The organism is Mucilaginibacter panaciglaebae (assembly GCF_039539265.1).
Classification (GTDB): domain Bacteria; phylum Bacteroidota; class Bacteroidia; order Sphingobacteriales; family Sphingobacteriaceae; genus Mucilaginibacter; species Mucilaginibacter panaciglaebae.
The window spans coordinates 252,547-259,190 of sequence record NZ_BAABCV010000008.1 but is presented as its reverse complement, the minus strand read 5'-3'; the positions used below and the strand labels follow the sequence as shown (position 1 = coordinate 259,190).

The 6,644-nt window shown below is 43.6% G+C and carries 6 protein-coding genes; 3 read left to right on the top strand and 3 right to left on the bottom strand.

Going from position 1 to position 6,644, the window contains the following annotated elements; all coding sequences use genetic code 11:
* Positions 1–284: 284 nt before the first annotated feature.
* The 3 genes from ABD772_RS12790 to ABD772_RS12780 form a co-directional block, all read right to left on the bottom strand.
* Positions 285–1,052 (bottom strand): exodeoxyribonuclease III, encoded by a 768-nt coding sequence (locus ABD772_RS12790; RefSeq protein ID WP_345104986.1) that lies wholly within the window; start codon positions 1,050–1,052, stop codon positions 285–287.
* A gap of 88 nt (positions 1,053–1,140) precedes the next feature.
* Positions 1,141–1,845, bottom strand: a complete 705-nt coding sequence (locus ABD772_RS12785) for a peptidylprolyl isomerase (RefSeq protein ID WP_345104983.1) — start codon at positions 1,843–1,845, stop codon at positions 1,141–1,143.
* Positions 1,846–1,849: 4 nt separating this feature from the next.
* Complete coding sequence (locus ABD772_RS12780) at positions 1,850–2,194, bottom strand: hypothetical protein (RefSeq protein ID WP_345104981.1); 345 nt, start codon at positions 2,192–2,194, stop codon at positions 1,850–1,852.
* 137 nt (positions 2,195–2,331) lie between these two features.
* Between ABD772_RS12780 and ABD772_RS12775 the strand changes: the two genes are divergently transcribed.
* From ABD772_RS12775 to ABD772_RS12765, 3 genes are all read left to right on the top strand, one after another.
* Entirely contained in the window at positions 2,332–2,667 is a 336-nt protein-coding gene (locus ABD772_RS12775) for a hypothetical protein (RefSeq protein WP_345104978.1), read from the top strand.
* Between the two features lie 101 nt (positions 2,668–2,768).
* Entirely contained in the window at positions 2,769–5,270 is a 2,502-nt protein-coding gene (locus ABD772_RS12770; protein WP_345104976.1) for a TonB-dependent receptor, read from the top strand.
* Between the two features lie 195 nt (positions 5,271–5,465).
* Positions 5,466–6,605: an acetyltransferase domain-containing protein gene (locus tag ABD772_RS12765; RefSeq protein WP_345104974.1), complete on the top strand. Its 1,140-nt coding sequence runs from the start codon at positions 5,466–5,468 to the stop codon at positions 6,603–6,605.
* Positions 6,606–6,644 lie beyond the last annotated feature (39 nt).

Genomic DNA, 6,644 nt, shown 5'->3' with positions numbered 1-6,644 from the left:
TAGCGAAATGAAGGTAGCTATCGACAGATAAATAGTGTAAACTTATTTCAGTACTAAATTAAAAGTGTAAATTCAATTAAGTATTAACAACCAAATCTGTAAACTTTTTTCAGGACGGGTCAGTCAGAAAAAGTGATCCAAAGTGATCCAAAACGCCGGGCCTTAAATCGCAATAGCCTGATTTTTACTTGGTTGTGGTTATGGAGTGATCCAATTGATCCAAAGTGATATATATTCACGTGGATCACTACGCCGCGGCTAACTGTTGTGTCTGTTATAACGGTTTAAAATTCCAATTCGAGTAATACCGGGCAATGGTCCGAATGCCTGGCCTCGCACAAAATGGATACACGCTTGATGTTGTCTTCCAGCGCTTTACTCGCCATGGCATAATCAATGCGCCAGCCCAGGTTCTTGTTACGGGCATTGGCACGGAAGCTCCACCAGGTATAATTGTGCGGCTCCTTGTTCAGGTGGCGGAAAGTATCGATATATCCCGACTCTATAAAGTCCTCCATCCACTCACGCTCTTCGGGTAAAAAACCAGACGAATTAGCGTTCGATTTAGGATTATGGATATCAATAGGGCGGTGGCAAATGTTATAGTCGCCGCAGATCACTAAATTAGGATGATCGACCTTCAAAAGGGTCAGGTATTTACCAAACTCCGCCAGGAACCTGAATTTAAAGGCCTGTCTTTCCTCGCCGCTTGAGCCGGAAGGAAAGTAAACACTCATAACTGACACCTCATCAAAATCGACACGGAGATTGCGGCCTTCGCGGTCAAAGTCAGCAATGCCACAGCCATATTCGACATGTTTGGGTGTGCGCTTGGTTAAGATAGCCACCCCACTGTACCCTTTCTTTTCGGCCGGAAACCAATAGTGCTGATAACCTAAGGCCTCTACCAGGTGCAGGTCGGATAATACGTCGGGTGTGGCTTTTATTTCCTGCAGGCAAACTACATCTGCGTTGGTAGCCTGCAACCAGGCCAGCCAGTTTTTATTGATCGCCGAACGGATACCGTTGACGTTATAGGTAATGATCTTCATTAAATTTTATACTTCTAAACAGGAGATCTAATTAAACCAATTTAATCTATTAAATATCCTGTTAATCAATCAATCTTATAATTGGTCGTTAATCCTTCAATCCCAATATCTTGTCCAGATCCTTACACTCACCTTTTGATAACACGGTCACTGTCATCGGCACATTAACCAAGGGGCGGTCGCGCTCGTCTTTTTTCACGCCTGCAATACGGTCAACCATATCAATGCCAGTAACTACCTCGCCATAAACGGTATAGTTTTGGTCAAGATGCGGGGCGCCGCCAATGGTTTCATAGATCTCGCGCTGCGATGCAGGGATAGGACGTCCCATACGGCGGGTGGCTATAAGCTTATCCAAATCTGCATCGGTAAAACGTTTACCTTCTACAATGTAAAACTGGCATCCGCTTGAGGCTTTTGCGGGGTTATCGTCACGGGCAGCAGCAAGCACACCACGTTTGTGGTATAGGCTGTCGTTAAATTCGGCAGGTACGGTATAACCTACATCACCATTCCCCAACTCGGCGCCGGCTTTGTTCCTGGTGGTATCTTTCGAGTCCGGGTCGCCACCCTGGATCATGAAATTCTGTATCACCCGGTGAAATAAAGTGCCGTTATAAAAGCCCTGTTTAGCCAGCTTAAGAAAATTGTAGCGATGCTTAGGCGTCTCGTTATACAGGCGGATAATGCATGATCCATAAGCCGTACTAATACGCACATATTGATTTTTTGGAGGCTTGGCAAATGCGGCAGCTGCGGTCAGCAAAATGATAAGGGTAAGTAATCTTTTCATAATATCAATTAATTTCTTCCTCAAAATAATTTACAATCAGCGATTTCATTAGCAGTTCTTGCTCAAGAAGTGTATAATTCGGAATGGTTTTCACTAATTTCCAGTGCGGCCAGCCGTCCTGATCTAAACCCTCCAGCTCATAAAACCCCATCATACTGAATAATTTGCAGGTGGCAATGTGCATCAGTTCCTCTTTTTGTCGTTTGCTAAACTTGCGCGGGCCCTGTCCAAGTTCCTGCACACCTATCAAAAAAAGCAATACCTTAACGTCGGGCTTCTCGCTGTCAAAATCCTGAGCAATTCTTTCTTGTAATTCTATATATTTTTTGTTGATCTCTGCAGGTGTCATGTCAGCAAATATACATTCATGCGGCGTCTGTTTGCAGACAAAAAGCATTTGTATTTGCAACAATATTGCTTTTGAATATTGATTTTATGTTTTAATGCTTAATTTTGCCGGTGATTTAAAAAAAGCATCAGCTTATTTTGAAAAAAAGCAAGGCAAATATTTTTTACTCGTGGCTGTTATTGACCTGTTTTATAGCGGGGCAATACATCGTTTATACACACCAGCATAAAATTATTGCCGGCATTGGTACTAAGGCCAAAATTGAAAGCAAAAACACTTCGCACACCATCGTGCAGGAAAAATGTTCGATTTGTGATGCAATGCACCATATTAATGCGATAGTTGACCATTATTCTTATTTCGGTCCTAATATTGTTACAAAGCATTTTTATAAGGGTTACAAGTATGCTTTTGTAAGCATTGCGTTGATTCTGTCTGCCGGTCGCGCTCCGCCGATTGCAGCATCCTGCTAAACTTTATCGGCCATAGGTCAACCTTATCCAGTTTACATTTAAGAGCAACGATACGTGCCAGTTAGAAATAATGGACCGTACTTAACATACATTATCTAAAAATGAAGTCTTATATAAAAATATGGAGCTTGCTGTTTGTTCTGCTGGCAAACTCATTATATACAAACGCTGCAGATACAGCTCCAGCTACTATTACGGGCGCCGTTACCGACAAAAAAGATAACTCGCCTATTGCAGGCGCAACCGTTGACATTCCTGATTTAAAAACGGGCACTATTACTGATGCCAACGGTAAATTTACCCTAAACATTGTATCCAGGGGGACTTACCTGGTACAGGTTACCTGCGTAGGGTATTCGAGTGTGGTGCAAAAGGTAGATTTCTCTAAAATGCAAACCCTCAATATTCAATTGCAAGCCTCATTCATAGAAGCGGGCGAAGTAGTGGTTACCGGCGTAAGCCACGCTACCGAATTAAAGAGAAGCCCTATACCCATGGCTGCTGTAAGCAAGGCATTTATTGACCAGCGTGCTGCCGCAGGCAACGTCATTGATATGATCGCTAGTATCCCCGGAGTAAGTGCGGTAACTACCGGTCCAAATATTTCTAAACCATTTATCCATGGGTTGGGCTATAACAGAGTTATCACTTTAATGGATGGCATCCGCCAGGAAGGCCAGCAATGGGGCGATGAGCACGGCGTCGAGGTAGATCAAAACTCTGTTGATCGTGTAGAAGTAATTAAGGGCCCCGCTAGCTTGACCTATGGGTCGGACGCCATTGGTGGGGTGGTTAATTTGCTATCGCCGCCGCCGGTGCAGGTGGGTACTATGTCGGGGTCTGTAATGGGTTCGTTTGGTACCAATGCGGGTGCCGTCAATAACTCATTGAGATTGCAGGGAAACAATAATGGTTTTATTTGGGGAAGTGTACTGTCAGCCAAAGAATCGAAAAACTACCAGAATCAGCATGATGGCAGGGTATACGGAACTAACTATAAAGAGCGCGATGCCCGCCTGATGGCCGGTCTGAATAAGTCATGGGGGTACTCCTATTTCCATGCCTCATTGTTCGACGATCAGCAAGCTATCCCTGACGGCAGCCGCGACCCATTAACCCGTAAGTTCACCAAGCAGGTTACCGAAGACGACGCTTCCCGCCCAATTGTATCAAATGGTGAATTGAACTCATATGCTGTCCCGGTTTTACATCAGCATGTGCAGTTATATCGCATCTATAATAACAGCAACTTTATCATAGGTAACGGGGCTAACCTGATTGTTAACTTGGGTTACCAGTTTAGTCACCGGCGTGAGTATACGCATCCTGAGGATAGCGATGTATCGGGCTTAAACCTGCACCTGTCAACCTATACTTATGACTTGAAATATAACCAAACCTTCGGTGATGGATATGAAACTACCTTTGGCGTTAATGGACAGTATCAAAATAATACAATTAGCAGCGCTACTGATTTCCCTATCCCGGCCTATCATCAGTTTGATGTAGGGCCGTTTGCTGCGATTAAAAAGAGCTTTGGCAGGCTGGATATATCCGCGGGCGCCAGGTATGATTACCGTTCATTCAACGGGCAACCCGCTTATATTGACACCCTAAGTTATAAATATCCACAGCTATACACAGGTGGCAATCCATCCGCCAACGGCGTGATCAAACAATTTGATGTCTTGAATAAAAATTTTACAGGTTTTTCAGGCAGCGTGGGTGCTACTTACAATTTCTCGTCAGCATTTTTGCTGAAGGCTAATGTGTCCCGTGGTTTCAGGGCACCAAGTATTGCCGAGTTGTCAGCTAACGGACCGGATCCCGGTTCGCAGATATATCACGTGGGTAATGCCAATTTTAAACCGGAGTTTAGTGTGCAAGAAGATATCGGTGCTTTCCTTACCTTGCCAAATGTATCAGCCAGCGTCGAGTTGTTCAATAATGATATCGAGAATTACATTTATCAGCAACAGGTATTGAACGCTGATGGCAGCGCGGCTATTAACCCAAATTATCCGCTATATACTATATTCACTTATACGCAAAGTAAGGCCCGTATAAGCGGCGGAGAGTTTAGCCTGGATATCCACCCAACTTCATGGTTGCATTTTGAAAATAACCTGGCGCTTACTTATGGTAAAAACCTGGGTAACGGTAGCCCTGTGGCCGATAGTTTGAAATATCTTCCATTTATACCACCATTGCATACACACTCTGAGCTGCGTGGAACTTTTGCCAAGGGATTTTCATTTATCAAAAGTATCTATGCCTTTGTTGGCCTTGATCATTATAGCGCGCAGGACAGGTTTTTCTCTGCTTACGGTACTGAAACCTACACCGCAGGCTACAATTTGCTAAGCGCAGGCTTAGGTGGTAACCTGGTAAATGCAAATGGTAAAAAGGTATTAGAGCTTTACATAGAAGGCACCAACCTGACTAACGTTAATTATCAATCAAACATGAGCCGTTTAAAATACTTTGATAACCCAGATACGCCGCAAGGTGTGCAGCGGGGTATTTTTAATATGGGCCGCAATGTCAGCTTTAAGGTTGTTGTTCCTTTTGATTTTTCGCATGCAACTACAAAAACAGAATAACGCGTAGAGACGCGATGCATCGCGTCTCTACAATCGCTATCATCGTGAGCGTAGCGTAACGATCTCTGCGCGGCAGGTCGTAAATTAAATAGGCCTCTCAGCAATGAGAGTCCTATTTAATTTATATACATGTTTCTGTTCTGATAGATGATAATAAGCAGATTATGTGTAAGTTAGATTCATTAAACTATTGTCATGAATCTGTTGGCCGAAACTCCTAAAAAGCGTATTGATTCAATTGATATTCTGCGCGGTGTTGTTATGGCCCTTATGGCAATTGACCATACGCGCGATTTCTATACCTCACTTAGTTACGCCCCTACTGATTTAACCCATGCATCAACCACTTTGTTTTTGACAAGATTTATTACACACTATTGTGCTTCTGCCTTTGTGTTTTTGGCGGGTACGGGTGCTTTTTTGTCGCTGAATCGTGGCAAGACCAAAGTACAGGCATCTAACTTTTTGTTGTCGCGCGGGTTGTGGCTGATTATTCTTGAATTTACATTAATACGCTGGGGCTGGGGCGGTGGCCAATTGTTGCAGGTAATTTGGGCTATTGGTGTTAGCATGATGATATTAGGCCTTTTGGTGTATCTGCCATTGCGCGTTGTCGGTGCTTTGGGATTGATATTAATTTTTGGTCATAACTTGTTTGATAGCGTCAACATCGCGGCAATGTCCACAAGCGAAAAAACATTGTGGACGTTTCTGCATGTGCAGGGCATAGTTCATATTTTAGGTCAGGACATATTTGTACTGTATCCGCTCATTCCATGGGTAGGCGTTATGTCAGCAGGTTATGTTTTTGGTAAATTGTTTACCATTGACACTGCCAGGCGAAAACGCATGCTGATTGGCTTAGGTGCGTTAAGCCTGGTTTTGTTTATAGTGATCAGATATTTTAATATTTATGGAGACCCCAATATCTGGACCTATCAGGGCAATATTCATCGCACTGTATTATCGTTTATCAATGTAACCAAATATCCGCCGTCTTTAGATTACCTGCTCATCACTCTTGGCCCCTGTATGCTGTTCCTGGCTTTTATTGAGGGCAGAGGCAATAGGTTTACAGACATTTTTGTGGTATTTGGCCGTGTTCCGTTATTCTATTATATCCTGCATCTATATGTGATCCATTTGTCGGCTATTGTGTTGGGACACTTTATCGATCTGCCAAAAAGTTTGCTTCCGGGGCCGGGGCCTGCCGGGCTTAGTCTGGGTTGGGTTTATGTGATTTGGCTCAGTATAGTCACTATCTTATACTTCCCGTGCCGCTGGTTTATGAAGTACAAACACGAGCACAGACAGTGGTGGTTAAGTTATGTGTAGCAAACAATCCCACCGCCGCTACTGTTAACAAAACATCAA

Coding starts and splice junctions, on each gene's coding strand:
- ABD772_RS12780 (WP_345104981.1), bottom strand. CDS start 2,194: ATGACACCTGCAGAGATCAACAAAAAATATATAGAATTACAAGAAAGA.
- ABD772_RS12770 (WP_345104976.1), top strand. CDS start 2,769: ATGAAGTCTTATATAAAAATATGGAGCTTGCTGTTTGTTCTGCTGGCA.
- ABD772_RS12785 (WP_345104983.1), bottom strand. CDS start 1,845: ATGAAAAGATTACTTACCCTTATCATTTTGCTGACCGCAGCTGCCGCA.
- ABD772_RS12790 (WP_345104986.1), bottom strand. CDS start 1,052: ATGAAGATCATTACCTATAACGTCAACGGTATCCGTTCGGCGATCAAT.
- ABD772_RS12765 (WP_345104974.1), top strand. CDS start 5,466: ATGAATCTGTTGGCCGAAACTCCTAAAAAGCGTATTGATTCAATTGAT.